The sequence below is a fragment of the Silicimonas lutimaris genome (assembly GCF_047314965.1).
Lineage (GTDB): Bacteria > Pseudomonadota > Alphaproteobacteria > Rhodobacterales > Rhodobacteraceae > JAVJUV01.
In genome coordinates this window covers 115,335-129,711 of sequence record NZ_JBLBVK010000048.1, presented here as the reverse complement: position 1 = coordinate 129,711, position 14,377 = coordinate 115,335, and the positions used below count along the sequence as shown (strand labels likewise).

The window sequence follows — 14,377 nt, the reverse complement described above, 5'->3', positions numbered from 1 at the left end:
CGTCCCGGAGCCTGTTCGGCCCACGTGTGATTTGACGTCCAAAATGATTCAGGACCGATTCGCCGTCAATTTCTTTTTTGAATCAGTAGGTTAAGAATTTCTCTTGTCACAAGATATTGTAGACGGTCTTGAACGAACGCCTATGGTGTGGGGTTACACCAAGAGAAAGAAGCGCCTCGCGATGCGCTTTCGTCGGGTATCCGGCGTTCTTTTCCCAGCCATAGCCGGGGTGCTGTTGCGCCAAATCCACCATGATGCGATCCCGCACCACCTTGGCCACGATCGAAGCAGCCGCGATCGAAACTGACCGCCCGTCACCCTTGATCAAGGCCACCCCATCGCAGCCGAGATCCCGCGGTATCATGTTGCCATCGATCAGCGCCTGATCCGGCGGGCGAGGCAGGCCGGACACAGCGCGGCACATCGCAAGATGCGACGCCCGCAGGATGTTCAGCCGGTCGATCTCCTCGACCGTCGCATGGGCGACGGAGACCTCGGCGACCGAATGAATCTCGTCGAACAGGCGGTCTCGGACCTTGGCACTCAGGACCTTGGAATCGTTCAGTCCCACAGGAATTCGGTTCGGGTCAAGAACGACGGCCGCTGCGGTCACAGGCCCCGCAAGCGGTCCGCGCCCCACCTCGTCGACACCCGCCACGAGGCGGGCACCGCTCGCGATCAGTTTGCGTTCTTCTGAAAAATCCGGCCCGGCCATGAACCCCTCAGAACATGACACGGGCCGGCAGGCAAGACATGGGGCGACGCCCCGCACGGCGCCGCCGAACTCGTACCCCACCCAACAGATCACTCGTCATTCGGGGTGGGCCAGGGAGGATGAGGCCCTGGCCCGCCGGCACGGATGGAGATGTGCGGGAACCCGCGCCGGTATCTCGAAGGTCTCAGCGCCCGGCAACGCGCCAGCCGTCGCGTGCAAGGCACCGCGCGCCATACACGGTCCGAAAGCCCCGCGGCGTCCGGACGACCGTCTCGCAGGATTGCGGCAGTTTGCTCGCGAACTTGTAGCGACGGTCGAGACAACGCGCGCCATAAGCCAGCCTGTCTCCGCGCCCGGTCTCGACCGTCACAAGGCACTGCTCGGGAAGCGCGAGTTGCTTGTAGCCTCTGCCGGGCTTGGGCCCATGGCGATCCTGATCCCGGTGATACGGCCGGATGGTGCCATCTATCGTGCGGCGGCGATCGTCACCGCTGCCCAGACGACCGAAGTCTGTGCCGGTTGCGGCACGCGAGGCTTCCTTCCGGTCCTTCCGATCGTCGATAGCCTTCGCGATGATGCCCACCACTGCAATGCCCGCGATAATCTTGGCGATATCCTTGCCATCGGCAGCGGCCGCAGGAGCGGGTGTAAATGCTATGCCTGCGGCGGCCACAACTCCAACGGCTAAAGCGGCAAATCTGTTCATGGGCTTCCCCCCGGGGTCTGGTGATCCTCTTGATCCGGCACGGGCCGGGTCGGCGTGATCCAGACTTGGGACAGGCTAACGCAGCCAAGCAATATCGCCCGTCTGATATGGGATATCAGGTCGCGAACCACCGCTTGTTATTGATTTTCGAAAACTTCGCTCGCAGGGTAACTTCCATGAAACGCATCGCTCTTCTCACAGTATTTCTTGCGTCCCTCGCTGCGGGCGAGCCGGCTCTTGCGGCCTGCTACGCAGACTACAAGGCCAAGCAGGACAATCCGCTCCGACTTCACTATGGCGTCATGCGGATCGACACGAACCCATGCGCCATGTCAGAAGGCGTGAAGGCAACTGTCGCCAGTCGGCTTGCCTCCGCGGGCTGGCAGTTGCTCCAGGTACAGTCGGTCTTCGACGACAGCGGACTTGAGAAGAGGAAATCCGATGCAGGCCAATACTTCCTCCGCTTCTGAAGTGCGCGCCGCCGGCGCGCGCGTCGTTCTGCTGGGTATCGTCGCCGTCGTACTGATCCTCGGCGCGGCGGGGGCGTTCCTGTTCCTGAACCTCCCCGACGCCAATGCGTTCAATGCCCGCGTCGAGCAACTGTTCGTCGAAAATACCGACCTGACGAGCGCCGCCGAGATCAAGCTTCTGGAGATCCTCGCCCAGTCGGGCACAGCCTTTTCCGAAGTTCTGTCCGGCTACCGGTTGGTTATCTTTGTCCTGATGCTGTTCGCCACCGGTTTGCTTGTGGCCTGTCTTGTCTTCGTGGTGACGATCATCCTTCTGAACCGCAGGATCGGCGCGATCGAGCGGCAGGGCATTCAGGTATCTTCCCTTAAGATCAACCGCGAAGAGAATCTCGTCACCCTTAACGATATGGAATTCAGCCTCACGGGCGCGGCAATCGAAACCCTGTCCGTTCTGGCCGAAGCCCGGATGGACGGCGACGTTCTGTCCGGTGCCGAGATCGAGGCGATGATTTCGGGCCGCAAGCCCGAGGACTGCGAAGAAGCCGCAGGCGCGACGCGAATCAAACGCCTCCGGGATGCCTTGGGCAACCAGATGATGGCGGAGCTTCTGATCAAGACGGTGGCGCGCCAGGGATATGTACTCGCCATCGACCAGCGCGCCATTCGCGTCGAGTGAAAACTCGAAATTTGAGACGTTAACTCACTTTTTCCCATTTTATGAGACACTCTGATTCCGTAAGGTAAACATGCCGCCGGGAGCTGACATCCCCGCTCCTGGTGGTGCTCCCGGTCGGGTACGGCTACCCCTGCATCCGGCCGGGAGATTTCCAGTGTGTTCGATTGTCTGGGTGTCCACGGCATACCTCGCCGTTGAACCCGGAGTAGGCGGTTAGTCAGTACAAAAGAGGGGGCAGAGGTGTGTTCTTGAGCGGTGCGTGCCTTACGCTTCTGGGAAGCGGATCAAATTGATACGGGCTGGAACCCTCATCCAGCCCTTTTTGATCGAGTGGGCCAACATCCCTCGCGGTATCGAATTTCGCGATGAGGGAATGCTAATTCGATTCTGACATCCTTTAAGGCGATCCGGATCGACGAACGAACTCGGAACAACCCTTGTTCTTTTCATTGTCGATACCCTCGACCCGGAATTCGTCATATAACCCGATGCCGCTTCTACCGGAGTTCTTGTGTTCTCAAGACTTGGTCTTGATCGATTTCACGCATGTTGACCCTGTATCGCCGGGAATAGGCGATCCTGCTGTTGCGGAACCCATCAAACCTGTTGGTCCTGAAGATGCAGCTTCATCTCGATCAGAACCTGCTGAAGCGCATTGGTCTCATCCAGAAGCCGTTTGGCCTCGTTCAGCGAAATCACGCCATCCGCAATGGAGTGATTGTACTCCGCCATCAGCGTCGCAAACCTTTGGGACAGCGCGATAACGTCAGAATTCAGCCCACCGGGCCGATCATTCGTGGTGTCGCCGGATTCGACGTGGAAGCCCTGCAATTCCGCCATTGCCTTTGTGACAAGCGGCGTACCCGCAATTGCCTCCAGTTCGACAGCAAGGTTGACAGGAATGAACCTGTCGGTGTCCTCTTCCATCATCGACGCGTAACGTCCCAGCGTTGCTTTCGATCTCCCGGAAACTTCACAGGCCCGTGCATATCCAAGTGATTTGATCAGGGCTTCGGTATGGCGTTTCAAATAATCACCACGAGCCCTGCGCGTACGCGCATCCTCGTTCATGAGTGTCCCTCTTACGACCCAGTCCAAATACCCCTGCCGAGGGGAGATACCAAATCATGCAGCTATTGAAAGGATTTATTTGGCGGCCCCGGAAGGAGTCGAACCTTCGACCTACCGCTTAGGAGGCGGTTGCTCTATCCTCTGAGCTACGGGGCCACAGGCCCCTTCTGTCCCGTAATCGCATTTGGATCAAGCCTCCGACCGCAAGGTGTTGCAACCTTGTGCGTTAGCGATAACCTGTCCATACCGGAAAGTAGACAAGCCAAAAGGGCGCGTGGGATAAGCGATGGACGACAAGAAAGTCATACCAATGTCCGATGACATCAAATTACCGCGCAGACCTCTGACCCTGAAAGACGTGTCGATCGAGTCGGGCGTATCGGAGATGACGGTCAGCCGGGTGCTCAGAAACCGCGGTGACGTATCCGAGGCGACTCGAGAAAAAGTTCTAAAAGCCGCCAAGGCGCTTGGCTATGTGCCAAACAAGATCGCCGGCGCGCTTGCCTCCAGCCGAGTAAACCTTGTGGCGGTCATCATTCCCAGCTTGTCGAACATGGTCTTCCCCGAGGTCCTGTCCGGCATCTCCGAGGTTCTTGACGAAACTCCGCTTCAGCCGGTCGTCGGCGTCACGAACTACCTGCACGAACGGGAAGAAACCGTTCTGTTCGAGATGCTGTCCTGGCGGCCGTCGGGCGTCATCCTTGCGGGCCTGGAACATTCGGATGCCTCCCGCGCCATGCTGGCGGCGGCAGGCATTCCCGTTGTCGAGATCATGGACACCGACGGCGAACCGATCGACTCGGTCGTCGGTATCAGCCACAGGCGCGCCGGACGCGAGATGGCACGCGCCATCGTCAAGCACGGCTACAGGAATATCGGTTTCCTTGGCAGCAAGATGCCGCTGGACCACCGGGCGCGGAAGCGCTTCGAAGGCTTCACCGAGGCGCTGGCGAAGGAAGGCATCGAGATCATGGACCAGGAGTTCTACTCGGGCGGCTCCAGCCTCGTGAAAGGCCGCGAGATGACCGAGCGGATTCTTGAACGGTCACCAGAGATCGATTTCCTTTACTATTCGAACGACATGATCGGAGCCGGTGGACTTCTCTATCTCCTCGAAAAGGGCATCGACGTTCCGGGGCAGATCGGTCTGGCGGGATTCAATGGAGTCGAGTTGCTCGACGGGCTGCCCAAAAAGCTGGCCACGATGGACGCGGGACGCAGGCAGATCGGACGCGAGGCCGCCAGGATCATCGCAGGCTGTACCGACGGCACACTGGAAGGCGGACAGCGGATCGAACTCACGCCCAAACTTCAGTACGGCCAGACGCTGAAACGTCGCTAACTGACTGCAGGTTACCTCTTGGAAAGGAAATCCGGCTAGCTTCCGCACCAGATCTCGCGGACGCGATGGGATGGCATGTTCCTTCTGCGCTCTGCCTTCGCCTTCACAGTGGAGCGAGCCGCCATGTGCCTGATGTGCCAAACCTTTCAGCCGTGGGCCGATGACTGCGCTTATGCGTTGGTCGGGAAAACCGAAGCCACGGGAACTTCGGTCTCGGCAGCGACGACGGCGTATTCCTACGATCAGATCGCGACACAGCTCACCGAGGGATTCTGGAACCACCTCGGCAGTGGATCGCGGGCTTTCGATACCTCCGCCAGCAAGACGCTTTTTGTCGATGTGACCGCTCTGACCATCAACGGACAGGCGATGGCACGGCAGGCTCTCGATGCGTGGTCGTTAGTCACCGGGCTGACCTTTGTCGAGATCGACTCCAGCAGCCCACCCAACACCACATGGTCCGAAGGCACCGACGCTGCCGAAGGCGTCACAACCGTCTATGCCATGTCGGTTGGCGACGATTTCACAGGAACACTTGCGCCGGGTGGAGATCGGGACGCCATCGGAATCTTCCTTACCGCGGGGCAGACCGTCGAGATCCACTTGTCCGGCGATCCGTCGGGCGGCAACGCCACCGCCGACCCTTATCTGTGGCTTCTGAATGGCTTCGGCACCGTCATAACCCAGAACGACGACGCCTTGGACAACGACAGCGCGATCATCTACCAGGCGACGGCAACGGGCACCTACTATATTCGCGCCGGCTCGTTTGCAGACAGCAGCCCCGGCGACTACCGCGTATCAGTGAGAGAGACGTCGGCAACCGTCGACATCGTCTTCGACGATGAACAAGCTGGTGCCTTCGCGACATCGTCGATCGTCAACGGCGTGATCCAGAGCTCCTTCGTGAACATCAATTCGAACTGGGCGGGTGGTTCGGCCCGGACAGACGGCTATTTCTTTCAGACCTACCTGCACGAGATCGGGCATGCCCTCGGCCTTGGCCATGCCGGAAACTACAACAACTCGGCCAGCTACGGCACGGACGCGCTCTATCTGAATGACAGCTGGCAAGCGAGCGTGATGTCCTATTTCCACCAATCCGCGAACAACTGGCTGGATGCCAGTTTTGCCTATGCCGTCACGCCCATGATGGCGGACATCATCGCAATTCAGAACTTCTACGGCGCGCCCGAGACAAATCCCGGAAACACGACCTATGGCAACGGTTCGAATACGGGCACCTATCTCGATGCCGCGCTCGGACTGTCCAATCCTGTTACCTACACCGTCTTCGACTCCGGCGGCACCGATACGTTCGACTTCTCCGAATACACCGCGCATCAGCGACTGGACCTTCGACAGGAGACCTATTCGGATCTCGCCGGGCTGGACGGCAATATCGGTATCGCGCGTGGCACAGTTATCGAAAACGGCCTGACGGGGGGCGGAAATGACACGATCACCGGAAACGATGCCGACAATGGCCTCTCTGCCGGATTCGGCAACGATTCCGTTGACGGTGGTGCCGGCAACGACGCTATTCGGGGCGGATCAGGCCTGGACAGCCTGAGCGGTTCCGACGGATTCGACCTGATCGAGGGCGGAACAGGCGACAATCTGATCTCGGGCGATGCGGGGGCCGATCTGCTGATCGGTGGCGACGTGACGCTGTCGATGCTGATCCTCATCTACCCCGACTGGACACCTCGCGCCGATGCGCAGGACTTGCTGGACGACGGCGATCTTATCGCCGTCTGGCTGGATATTCTCGACGATATTGCAATCGCCTGACAACTCTTCATGCCCCCATGCAGGCGTAATCGTCACCATAGAGGATATCGTCGCCGCCGCCTCCGACCAGCAAGTCGTCGCCGCTTCCCCCCACAAGCAAATCTTCACCGGTCTCACCCGACAGGGTGTCCTGACCGGATCCGCCATCAAGTGTATCGTTGCCAGCTCCCCCGATCATCGTGTCGTTGCCACCCTGACCGGTCAACACGTCGCCGCCGCCGCCTCCCGAGATCGTGTCGTCTCCCGCAGCGCCATTAAGGGTGTCCGCCTCGATGCCACCGACAAGGCTTTGCGCGAATGGCACAAGGGGCGGTCGATCCACATTCAGGATCGTGGCATTCGAGAAGTCTCCGGCGGTCAGGGTGGCACCGTCGGCGGTGCTGATCACCAACGTCTCCGCGCCGTGGCTGACCAACGCGCCATTTGCCGTGGGGGCGACGGAAAGCTGACTGACGTCATACAGAAAATCCCATGCCGACAGATCAAGCCTGTCCTCAAACCGATCATAATCCGAAATGAAATCCTGCTGCCCGTCAGGATGCAGAACGAACAAATCTGCCCCCGGCCCGCCGCTCATCAAGTCCTCGCCCGCACCGTCGGCGATCGTATCATCGCCTGCAGCCCCGAGCAGGGTGTCATCCATGCTGGAGCCCGCAAGCTGGTCATCCCCTGAGGACCCGGTGACGGTGCCGCCCCCGCTCTCCACGATCAGAACCGACCCCAGCGTGGACAGGTCATAGCCGATACGTGTCAGCCCCGGCTCCCAGAGCGATGACACCAGAAGATCCAGCCGGTCACCCGAAATGGCGAGCTCGATGTCGCTGACACGATACAACGTGGTCGCCGCATTATCGGCGAGGCTGGCTACATGCACCAGCCGCCCGCCCGGCAACACGGTAAAAAGAGAGACGCCACCGTCCGCTCCACCTGCTGCTGCGAAAGCGAAATCGCCATGATCGATCGTCGCCAGCGCGCTGAGCGCCTGAAAATGGGTAGTCGTCGAATCCAGGATATGATCCGCAATCTGCATCTGCCCTTCGTCATCCACCCGGACAACGGATATCGAGGACGTACCAAAGGAACCAATGACAAGCAGCGTTTCATCCAGCCGCTGAACGACATCAACGGCCGTAGGCGTATTGATCGGCAGCCCCTCGACAACGCCAATCGCGTCGCTCTGGCTCAAACTCCCGACCGACACTTCAACGAGGTTCACTCCGTCTTCCAGGGCTGAAGTCGTTGCTACGAACTGAGTTCCGAAGACCTCGAAGCCCACACTTGCAGAGACATCCGCGAGGTATCTGTCGACTGTGTCGCTGAACGAAGCGGCAAAGCCGAAACCGGATCCGGCATCTGTCAGAAGGTCCAGTCCACCTGCCCCCTGCCGCCCGGTTACAAGAACGGGAACGCCGTCGATCACAAGCGACAGCGGCGCGACAAGCACATCTGCAGCGGCAAGCGGACCCTGGAGGCCAAGCGCGCCGGACCCGGAAAGCGCAACCGTCTGCCCCGACGACAACGGCAGGCCTGACAAAACCAAAGTGTCCGCGCCATTTGCATATGACGCCTTGCCAAGTTCCGGCGTGCTGCCAGCAACGAAGCTGCCAGACAAGGCAAGGCTGCCTGCGAAAGAAAGCGTTCCATCGCCGCCGATATCGACCTCGACCAAGGTCATATCGTTTCGGCCGAGAGCATAAAGGACCCGCCGGTCTCCAAATTCGAGAACAAGCAAATCGGAAAGACCGAACGTCAACCCAAGCTGCCCGCCTGTCAGCACATCCTCGACCGTGAAGACTGGCATGTCACGCCCCGCTTTTCGCTGACCGGCAACCGGTCGCATCGAACGGGAAGAGAAATCCGAAATTAGAGTTAAGACTTGGTTTCCGCTTTTCCGATTTGCCGGATCTGGCTCAATGTCTGCCGAGGCGTCAAAGCCTCGATGGCGATCACCAGGTCCAGAACGGCTCCGGTCGGTGATGCCATCGCCCGCTCGAAGGCGGCGGCAAAATCCTCGGTTCGCTCGACCCGCTCTCCATGAAACCCGTAAGCGCTGGCAAGTGCGGCGAAGTCCGGGTTGACCAGGTCCGTTCCCGACACGCGTTCCGGAAAATGGCGTTCCTGATGCATACGGATCGTCCCGTATGTCCCGTTATTCAGGATCAGCACGACCGGCGTCGCTCCGATCTGCATGGCGGTCCCAAGTTCGACCGCGTTCATCTGAAAATCGCCGTCACCGGCAATGCAAACGACTGGCCGTTCCGGATGCGCGACCTTGGCGGCAATCGCCGCGGGCAGCCCATAGCCCATTGCACCCGATTGCGGTGCCAAAAGGCGCTGCCCCGGGCCAAAGCGGAAGTACTTGTTCGGCCAGATGGCGAAGTTGCCAGCGCCGTTTGTCAGGATGGCATCCTCCGGCAGATGCTCGCGCAGATAGGCGATGACCTTGGACATGTCGACCGGCCCCGGTTGTTCCGGAAGATCGAACGTCGCTTCGTAGCCTTCCCGCGCAGTCTTGCGCCACTCGGCCCAGTCGCCTTTCACGGGCTGAGCCGCAAGCGCGCGTGCGAACCCGTCGGCCGATGCGTGCACGGCGATGTCGGGCTGATAGATCTTCCCGAGCTCACGGTCGGAGCCATGCACATGAATCAGGGTTTGCGCCATGTCGGGAAGATCGAAAAGGGTATAGGCACCCGTCGTCATTTCACCAAAGCGTACACCAAGGGCAAGGATCAGATCGGACCGGGTCAAGGTCTCGCGTATGGCAGGCAGCATCCCCACGCCTGCGTCACCCGCATAGGTAGGCGAGTGATTGTCGTATCGATCCAGATACCGGAACGCGACAATCACTGGGATGTCCGAAGCTTCGGCAAAGGATTTCAAAGTTGCGGAACCCTCTGCCGTCCAGCCCCCACCACCCATCAGGATTACAGGCCGGCGCGCCGCGGCGAGAGCATTCCGGACGTCCAGAAGCGTCTCTGCCGATGCAGCGGGTGGTGTTACGGTAACGGCCCGGGAAAGCGCCGGAACACTTGGCATACTGGCCAGCATATCCTCTGGCAAGGCAACAACAACGGGGCCGGGCCGCCCGCTGATCGCCGTCGTCCAGGCCCGCGAGAGAATCTCGGGGATGCGGTCGACATGATCGATCTCTGTCGCCCATTTTGCGATCGGACCAAAGAAGGCACGGTAATCGACCTCCTGAAACGCCTCGCGCTCGCGTGTCGCCGTGTCGATCTGGCCGACAAACAGGATCATGGGAGAGCTGTCCTGCATTGCCGTGTGCACGCCGATCGAGGCATTTGTGGCTCCCGGCCCACGTGTGACGAAACATAGGCCCGGCTGCCCAGTCAGCTTGCCATAAGCTGCAGCCATGAACGCGGCACCGCCCTCGTTCCTGCAAAGGACAAGGTCCAGTTCACCCTTGGTGTCATAAAGACCATCCAGCACCGCCAGATAGCTTTCGCCCGGCACGCCGAAGCCCTTTTTCGCCCCCAGAGCCCGGAGGCATTCGACCAGTAGGTGTCCACCGTGTTTTTTGCCCATGAGCGCTCCATCCCCCAGTTTTGAAATGCATAGGCTGCCGCATCGAACGAAATCAAGGTGAGGCGGAAAGAATGGGTATTATCCCCGGGAATATCGGGGTCCTACGCTCCGGACGCCGGATTGTTCGCCCCAAATTCAAAACTAACCCGGCAGTTCGTGCGTGATTGGTTGCCGATACAGAAACACTCCGTTGAGAGTTGCGAGATTGGCGCCAGCTCCGAAGTCGCCGCTAGTCCACGTCTTATAATTTCCGTTAATTACATGTTTTTAAATAAATTTTCAAATCTCCAAATCTCTTCTTCAGAGCCTGGAAAATCCCCCTAACCCGCACCCCGAAAATCTGGAAATCCGCCTCAGGAAGCCGACGCCACATATTTGTCCCAGCCTCGCCATCCTGTAACCGCCGTTAACCTTAATACCCGCTCCCTGAGAAGGTCGCCCGCTGCTGGGATGTACCGAGAAGTGCAAGCTGCCGTGTGAATTCGCGGACATTGAAGACGAGGGATGCAAGACAGAAGCCTTAGCTGTCGCTGCATTCTTGAGTGAGTTGGGAAGTAAAAGTCATGCCGCCATTCAATAATCCGAATTTCAGCTTTCCTGAGACTTTCAACCAGGATTCCGACGTTCCACCGGGACAAATCATTTCCGAGGCGGCGAAAAACTCGCCGGTTGATCTTTCCAACCTGCCAAATCAACTGGTTGTTGTTGAAGATGCGCCAAGTGCTCTTGACCTCTCTTCGGTCGAATGGAAGGCCAAGGCGCAGGGCAACAAGAACATCGTTGTCGAGTTCGCGGCAAGCGCGGGAACCTTCGAGGCACTCTCGACCGACAAGGTACAGGTGATCGGCAACGGATCCGGTGCTATCCAACTGATCGGTAAACTGCCGCACATAAAGAACTTCCTCGAGAACACACAGGCGATCCTTTACACTGGCGCAGCCAACGACTTTGGCAAAAGGGACCTGAACATCAACGTGATCGAGGATCAGGTTTCTTCAACCGTCACCAGCACGACGATCCTGATCGAGGAAGCGCCCGACGAACAGATCGGCACACCGCAAGACGATGTGCTGACCGGCGACGATGGCCGCGACATTCTGATCGGTCTTGGGAGCAACGATCTGCTCATCGGCAATGCGGGCGACGACACCATTCAAGGTGACGACGGAAAGGACACCATCATTGGCGGCGCAGGCGCCGATAGTCTCGACGGTGGCGCCGACGAAGACGTAATTCAATACCTGGGTTCGAATGCAGGCGTGCAGATCGACCTCAACCTTGGCGCGAACGGAACGCAGCAGGCCTCCGGCGGCCATGCTGAAGGCGACACGATCGTGAACTTCGAGCACGTCTATGGCTCTGATTTTGCGGACACAATCACCGGAGACGACGGTCGGAACATCCTGTTCGGCTACGATGGCGACGATATCATCAATGGCGGCGGCGGAGATGACGTCATTCGCGGCGGCGAAGGTGCCGACACGATGGACGGCGGCGAGGGCATCGACTGGCTTCGGTATGTCGAGTCCGTGGAAGGCGTCACAGTCGATCTCTCCGTTTCCGAGCAAGTGTCCGGTGGCGATGCCGATGGCGACGTGATCAGCGGCTTCGAGAACGTCCAGGGCTCGGATCACGGCGACATCATTACGGGCGATGACGCCGCGAACTACCTCATCGGTTTCGGTGGAGACGACATGATCTCCGGTGGTGCCGGACGCGACTCAATCCGTGGCGGCGAAGGCGCCGATACCCTCGATGGCGGGGCGGACGTGGACACGTTGCAATATACCGACTCTGCGGACGGAATCGTGATCGATCTCAATGCCGATGCGTCTGGCTTCCAGTCGGCCTCCGGCGGCGACGCGGAAGGGGATGTCATTTCCGGCTTCGAGAACGTCCTTGGCACGAACTCCAACGACATCATCACCGGCGACGCAGGTCGCAACATCCTCAATGGGTACGCCGGCGACGACATTCTCAACGGCGGCGATGCGAAAGACGCGCTTCTTGGCGGTGCAGGTGCCGACCAGTTCGTCTTCGACACAGCGCTTGCGGCATCGAATGTGGATCGCATTCTCGACTTCGAAGCCGGCATCGACATGCTCATGCTCGCAGGTGAAATCTTTACCGGGCTTGTTCAAGGTGCGTTGAGTGCAAGCGCGTTCCACGTCGCGGCAGGCGGGATCGCGGATACCGCCGATCAGCGGATCATCTACGACACCGGCAACGGAAATCTCTACTTCGACGAAGACGGAAACGGCACCGGGGAAGCGATGCTCTTCGCCAGCCTGACATCCACGCCGGATCTCGAGGCAACCGACATCTTCATCTTCTGAGGAAGAATCCAGGGGCCGGACGCAGCGCTGCTCGTTCGGTCCCTTTCAAGTCACTTCAGTCATCTCCCTCGAATCAAAGCGACTCTCGACAGAAAGTGTCGATGGCAAACCGGGAAAAGCCGCGAATTGTGAGGAGATTTCGGGCCATGTTTGACCAGAACATGCCGAAGAGGTCACCTGAGCCGGCTCGCCGGTGAATTTCAAGGATTTCCCGGGGATTCGGCACTTCTCTCAAGTCGCGCCAGAAATCTTTATTTGTGCACATTTGGGCCACAATCGACCGTTAACCCTTCCTTAAGTTTGCTGCTTAGTGGAGGGACAGATGTCCACGCATACTCTAAACGATCATGGCCTCGCCAACGCGATTGAGGTCAGACGTGCAGAGAAACAATCCCGGAAAGTCTCGCGACGGCCAAGAAGGAAGGCAACCTTCGAAGACATCGCGCTGGTCGGTCTGGGATACGTAGGCCTGCCCTTGGCCGTGCACCTCGCCAACAAGTTTGAGCGCGTCGTAGGCTTTGACATCTCCCAAAAACGTGTCGCTGAAATCAACAAGGGTTACGACGCGACACACGAAATCGGAAACCTCGCACTGCAGCGGTCCGGTCTCGTAGCTACAACCGATATTTCTGCTGTCGCTGATGCCACTTTCTATATCGTCACGGTTCCAACGCCTATCAACGACGCGCGCCAGCCGGATCTCTCCCCACTGAAATCGGCTTGCGAAGCGATCGCGCCCGTTCTTCAGCCAGGCAATGTAGTTGTCTTCGAGTCCACCGTTTACCCTGGTGTAACCGAGGAATTCTGCGCGCCCATTCTGGAACGCATTTCCGGACTGAAAGCCGGCGCCGATTTCGGGCTTGGCTATAGCCCCGAACGGATCAATCCAGGCGACAAGGTCAATACAATCGAAAACGTGACCAAGGTGGTTTCCGGCGACACACCCGAAACACTGGAGCGGGTCAGCGCGGTCTACGACCTCGTCGTCTCGGCCGGGCTTCATGCCGCCGAAAGCATCAAGGTAGCCGAGGCTGCAAAAGTGCTCGAGAATACTCAACGCGACATCAACATCGCTCTGATGAACGAGATGTCGCTGATCTGCGACAAGATCGGCATCAACACTCGAGATGTGATCGACGCGGCCGCCACCAAGTGGAACTTCCTTCCTTTTACGCCGGGTCTCGTCGGAGGACACTGCATCGGGGTGGACCCCTACTATCTTTCGATGCTGGCCGAAAAGGTTGGCCATCATCCGCAGGTCATTCTTGCCGGACGTCGCACAAACGATGGCATGGTACGCCACGTGGCAAATGCCGCCTTGCGCCTGATGATCGAGCGCGGCGGTTCGGTGCGCGACATGCGCATCGGCATCTGCGGCATCACCTTCAAGGAAGACGTACCGGACATTCGCAACTCAAAAACGTTGGAACTGGTGGAAATCCTTCGCGGGTACGGCATGACCCCCCTCGTGCACGATCCGCATTGCGACCCCGCCGAAGCGAAAGCGCTTGGGTTCGAACTGTGTGAAACGGAAGATTTCGTCGGGCTCGACATGATGATCCTGTCGACACCGCATCGCAAATACATCGAGGACTCGCATTTCCTGAACCGGATCAAGTCCGGTGGCATCCTGATGGATGTGAAAGGTTTCTACCGCCATTCGGAAACTGCAAAGGCTCTCACCTACTGGTCACTCTAGGAACACTGTTGAGGGGGCTCACAGA

General features: G+C 59.0%; 11 protein-coding genes and 1 tRNA gene. 6 read left to right on the top strand and 6 right to left on the bottom strand.

Annotated elements, in window-relative coordinates:
* Window positions 1-106 precede the first annotated feature (106 nt).
* Window positions 107-715, bottom strand: a complete 609-nt coding sequence (gene rnhB, locus ACKLNI_RS10820) for a ribonuclease HII (protein WP_413719077.1) — start codon at window positions 713-715, stop codon at window positions 107-109.
* A gap of 184 nt (window positions 716-899) precedes the next feature.
* Complete coding sequence (locus ACKLNI_RS10815; protein ID WP_413719076.1) at window positions 900-1,421, bottom strand: hypothetical protein; 522 nt, start codon at window positions 1,419-1,421, stop codon at window positions 900-902.
* Window positions 1,422-1,597: 176 nt separating this feature from the next.
* Here ACKLNI_RS10815 and ACKLNI_RS10810 point away from each other — a divergent pair, with 176 nt between their 5' ends.
* Together ACKLNI_RS10810 and ACKLNI_RS10805 are read left to right on the top strand one after the other, a co-directional pair.
* Entirely contained in the window at window positions 1,598-1,891 is a 294-nt protein-coding gene (locus tag ACKLNI_RS10810) for a hypothetical protein (protein ID WP_413719075.1), read from the top strand.
* On the top strand, window positions 1,863-2,567 hold the full coding sequence (locus tag ACKLNI_RS10805; protein WP_413719074.1) for a winged helix-turn-helix domain-containing protein: 705 nt from the start codon (window positions 1,863-1,865) through the stop codon (window positions 2,565-2,567). The genes ACKLNI_RS10810 and ACKLNI_RS10805 overlap by 29 nt, the downstream gene beginning before the upstream one ends.
* A gap of 597 nt (window positions 2,568-3,164) precedes the next feature.
* On the opposite strand, the gene ACKLNI_RS10800 is transcribed toward ACKLNI_RS10805, so the two are convergent.
* Together ACKLNI_RS10800 and ACKLNI_RS10795 are read right to left on the bottom strand one after the other, a co-directional pair.
* Window positions 3,165-3,638 carry a phage regulatory CII family protein gene (locus tag ACKLNI_RS10800; protein ID WP_413719073.1) on the bottom strand — a complete coding sequence of 158 codons (474 nt, stop codon included), beginning with the start codon at window positions 3,636-3,638 and terminating at the stop codon, window positions 3,165-3,167.
* Between the two features lie 80 nt (window positions 3,639-3,718).
* Window positions 3,719-3,794 (bottom strand) — tRNA-Arg (locus ACKLNI_RS10795).
* Between the two features lie 154 nt (window positions 3,795-3,948).
* On the opposite strand from ACKLNI_RS10795, the gene ACKLNI_RS10790 reads away from it, so the two are divergent.
* Together ACKLNI_RS10790 and ACKLNI_RS10785 are read left to right on the top strand one after the other, a co-directional pair.
* Window positions 3,949-4,980: a LacI family DNA-binding transcriptional regulator gene (locus ACKLNI_RS10790; RefSeq protein WP_413719072.1), complete on the top strand. Its 1,032-nt coding sequence runs from the start codon at window positions 3,949-3,951 to the stop codon at window positions 4,978-4,980.
* A gap of 75 nt (window positions 4,981-5,055) precedes the next feature.
* A complete protein-coding gene (locus ACKLNI_RS10785) occupies window positions 5,056-6,774 on the top strand; it encodes a M10 family metallopeptidase C-terminal domain-containing protein (RefSeq protein ID WP_413719071.1) in 1,719 nt (572 codons plus the stop codon).
* Window positions 6,775-6,781: 7 nt separating this feature from the next.
* On the opposite strand, the gene ACKLNI_RS10780 is transcribed toward ACKLNI_RS10785, so the two are convergent.
* Together ACKLNI_RS10780 and ACKLNI_RS10775 are read right to left on the bottom strand one after the other, a co-directional pair.
* Window positions 6,782-8,575, bottom strand: a complete 1,794-nt coding sequence (locus ACKLNI_RS10780) for a calcium-binding protein (RefSeq protein WP_413719070.1) — start codon at window positions 8,573-8,575, stop codon at window positions 6,782-6,784.
* 68 nt (window positions 8,576-8,643) lie between these two features.
* Window positions 8,644-10,317, bottom strand: coding sequence for a thiamine pyrophosphate-binding protein (locus ACKLNI_RS10775; RefSeq protein WP_413719069.1), 1,674 nt, complete (start codon window positions 10,315-10,317; stop codon window positions 8,644-8,646).
* Between the two features lie 563 nt (window positions 10,318-10,880).
* Between ACKLNI_RS10775 and ACKLNI_RS10770 the strand changes: the two genes are divergently transcribed.
* Window positions 10,881-12,653: a calcium-binding protein gene (locus tag ACKLNI_RS10770; RefSeq protein WP_413719068.1), complete on the top strand. Its 1,773-nt coding sequence runs from the start codon at window positions 10,881-10,883 to the stop codon at window positions 12,651-12,653.
* A 322-nt stretch (window positions 12,654-12,975) separates the two neighbouring features.
* Entirely contained in the window at window positions 12,976-14,352 is a 1,377-nt protein-coding gene (locus tag ACKLNI_RS10765; protein ID WP_413719067.1) for a nucleotide sugar dehydrogenase, read from the top strand.
* Window positions 14,353-14,377 lie beyond the last annotated feature (25 nt).

What these genes read in the sequence shown, in the direction of transcription:
- ACKLNI_RS10815 (WP_413719076.1), bottom strand. Translation starts at nt 1,421, where the DNA reads ATGAACAGATTTGCCGCTTTAGCCGTTGGAGTTGTGGCCGCCGCAGGC.
- ACKLNI_RS10785 (WP_413719071.1), top strand. Translation starts at nt 5,056, where the DNA reads ATGTTCCTTCTGCGCTCTGCCTTCGCCTTCACAGTGGAGCGAGCCGCC.
- ACKLNI_RS10790 (WP_413719072.1), top strand. Translation starts at nt 3,949, where the DNA reads ATGTCCGATGACATCAAATTACCGCGCAGACCTCTGACCCTGAAAGAC.
- ACKLNI_RS10770 (WP_413719068.1), top strand. Translation starts at nt 10,881, where the DNA reads ATGCCGCCATTCAATAATCCGAATTTCAGCTTTCCTGAGACTTTCAAC.
- ACKLNI_RS10775 (WP_413719069.1), bottom strand. Translation starts at nt 10,317, where the DNA reads ATGGGCAAAAAACACGGTGGACACCTACTGGTCGAATGCCTCCGGGCT.
- ACKLNI_RS10780 (WP_413719070.1), bottom strand. Translation starts at nt 8,575, where the DNA reads ATGCCAGTCTTCACGGTCGAGGATGTGCTGACAGGCGGGCAGCTTGGG.
- ACKLNI_RS10805 (WP_413719074.1), top strand. Translation starts at nt 1,863, where the DNA reads ATGCAGGCCAATACTTCCTCCGCTTCTGAAGTGCGCGCCGCCGGCGCG.
- ACKLNI_RS10800 (WP_413719073.1), bottom strand. Translation starts at nt 3,638, where the DNA reads ATGAACGAGGATGCGCGTACGCGCAGGGCTCGTGGTGATTATTTGAAA.
- rnhB (WP_413719077.1), bottom strand. Translation starts at nt 715, where the DNA reads ATGGCCGGGCCGGATTTTTCAGAAGAACGCAAACTGATCGCGAGCGGT.
- ACKLNI_RS10765 (WP_413719067.1), top strand. Translation starts at nt 12,976, where the DNA reads ATGTCCACGCATACTCTAAACGATCATGGCCTCGCCAACGCGATTGAG.
- ACKLNI_RS10810 (WP_413719075.1), top strand. Translation starts at nt 1,598, where the DNA reads ATGAAACGCATCGCTCTTCTCACAGTATTTCTTGCGTCCCTCGCTGCG.